1 protein-coding gene is annotated in these 2,366 nt (G+C 62.1%); it reads left to right on the plus strand.

Going from position 1 to position 2,366, the window contains the following annotated elements; translation table 11 throughout:
* The first annotated feature begins 384 nt into the window (after positions 1-384).
* Entirely contained in the window at positions 385-1,563 is a 1,179-nt protein-coding gene (locus ACFZBD_RS35135) for a serine hydrolase (protein WP_391147787.1), read from the plus strand.
* Positions 1,564-2,366 lie beyond the last annotated feature (803 nt).

Genomic DNA, 2,366 nt, shown 5'->3' on the forward strand with positions numbered 1-2,366 from the left:
GCTACGAGCGCAAGCCCGAGCACTTCCTCGCCTTCACAGCCATCGCCACCAGCCTCATCAACTACCGGCGGCTCACCAAGTGAAACGAGGTCTTATAGGGCCAGACCGAGTCCTGTGCGGTGAGGGCAGCGTGCCGCATGATCACAGGGCAGCGCTGCCTGCCCCGGCGCTGACTGGCCCCGCAGCGGCAGCGAGGGGATGATAGACGGCAGGAATGATGACTCGGACTGCCCGGCAGGTCTGCATTCCTGTCAGCCATCCAGCTCCTGACAGCGTAGAAGGTGATGATTTGCAACTCTGAGCGAATGCCTGGTCTCACACGGTTCCCGCTGCCCGCCGGAGCACACAAGGAGCCGGAAACGTAGCAAGCAAGCGGGAGTCACGGTGAAGAAAAACAATCAGGCGCGCTTTGCGGCCCTCTTCTGCGCCACACTGCTGGCGTCCCTTTCTGCGTTGCAGACTGCTTCCCCTTCCGGTTCACCGGCCCCTTCGGCATCAGTCTCCGGCAACGACATCGCTGCGCTTACTCCACAGGTCAAGCAGAAGCTGGACCGCGCAATCGGTGAAATCCAGAAGAAGGCGGGTGTACCTGGCCTGATGGTCGCCCTTCACGTACCCGGAAAGGGTAATTATGTGAAGTCATTCGGGGTCTCCGACAAGAAAACCGAAGCCCAGTTCACCCCGACCATGTATTCACGGATAGGCAGCGTGACAAAGTCTTTCACAGTTACCGGTCTGCTGCAGCTGGCAGAAGAAAACAAAGTCCGCCTCGATGACCCCGTAAGCAAGTACATGCGGGGCGTGCCAAACGGGCAGAAGATTACCCTGAGAGATCTGGCAGACATGCGCAGCGGACTCTTTAACTACACGCTCGATGAAGAGTACGACAAACTGGACAACTCTCGGCGCTCATTCACGCCAGAACAGCTCCTGGCCTACGCATTCAAGCATCCGGTCAACTTCCAGCCCGGAAAGGAATTTGAATACTCCAATACTAACACCGTCCTTATCGGGCTGATCATAGAAAAGATCACGAAATCCTCTCTGCGTGAATACCTGGACAAGGAGGTTATTGCGCCAGCTGGCCTCAAGGACACGTTCTTTCCCAAGGGATCGGAGATACCGGCCCCCAGAATCCACGGATACACAAAGAAGACCGCAGACGGTCCGACTGTGGATTCAACCTTCTGGAACCCATCGTGGGGATGGGCAGCTGGCGCCGTAATTTCCAGCGTTAACGACGTGAGTAAATGGGCCCGCGTTCTGGGTACCGGATCCCTGCTGGAGGCAAAAACCCAGGCAGAGCGCCTCAAAGGCAAGCCTACAGGAACTCCAGGATTTTCTTACGGACTCGGCCTCTCCAATGCAAACGGATGGGTCGGACACGACGGCTCAATCGCGGGATACCAGACCCTGTGCTTCTACCTTCCGTCGGCCAGAGCCACTCTGGCGGTAGTCGCAAATACAGATATTCCGTACAAGGGAAAGCCGGTATCCAGTTCCATTGGTGCGGCAGTGACTGAAATAGTATCGCCTGGTAATTTCTATGGGAGCCGCAGATAGACTCCGGCAGGTCACTCCTGGCTCTCCGGCCGTTCCGCCTGCCGGGCTGCCCCGTCCCCCAGCTGTGCCCGGACGGGGCAGCGGCCCTGAAATCACCGGCAGCGGACAAGTACGTGTTCCGGCGAGTGGGCGGCGGCCGCGCCGGGAGTCTCCTTTGGTGCGAAGAGGGGCTCAGGAGGGGGCTGCCTGCCGGAGCACGCCTTCACAGCAGTTCCATGTGCGCCCTGCTCGGAGTGCCCCGGGCCGGGCCGGGCTGCGGTCGACCGGTCGGCCCACACAGCCACCAGGAAACGCCAGACCAGCCTGGCTGGCCCTCACTGCGAGAGCCCTGGAAGCCGGTGGTATCTGCGGATACCACTGGTACACGGCCGACGCTGCTGGGGACGCCAGGCGGAGCTGGTCCGCCGCCTCGCGCGGAGCGTGCCTGGAACCGTGCCGGCCGCAGCCGGAACGCTGGCCGTCTTGTCCGGCAGCCGGAAACCCGCGGCGGTCCCGCACTCTGCCCGCTGACCTGCGGGATGCGGTGTGCTCTTCATGCGGCTGGCCCACCCAGGGGTGCCGCCCGGACCGCCGAGCAGGGCCCGGCGCCCCTGGCGGCCTGCGCTGTGCGGTCATCCGTCAGGGCGGCAGCACCGGCGCGGGCACGGCAGAGCCGCACATCAGCGGAGCTCCAGTGAGCTTCTTCGCTGTGGCCACCGATCGGGTGAAGGGCCGTGAAGCGCAACGAGCGAGGCCCCCGGGCTGTTGATCGAGATGTCTGACGTCTCAATCACGTTGCTCGGGGGCCTCGTTGGTCATGCATC

This window comes from Streptomyces sp. NPDC008121, assembly GCF_042957155.1.
Taxonomy (GTDB): domain Bacteria; phylum Actinomycetota; class Actinomycetes; order Streptomycetales; family Streptomycetaceae; genus Streptomyces.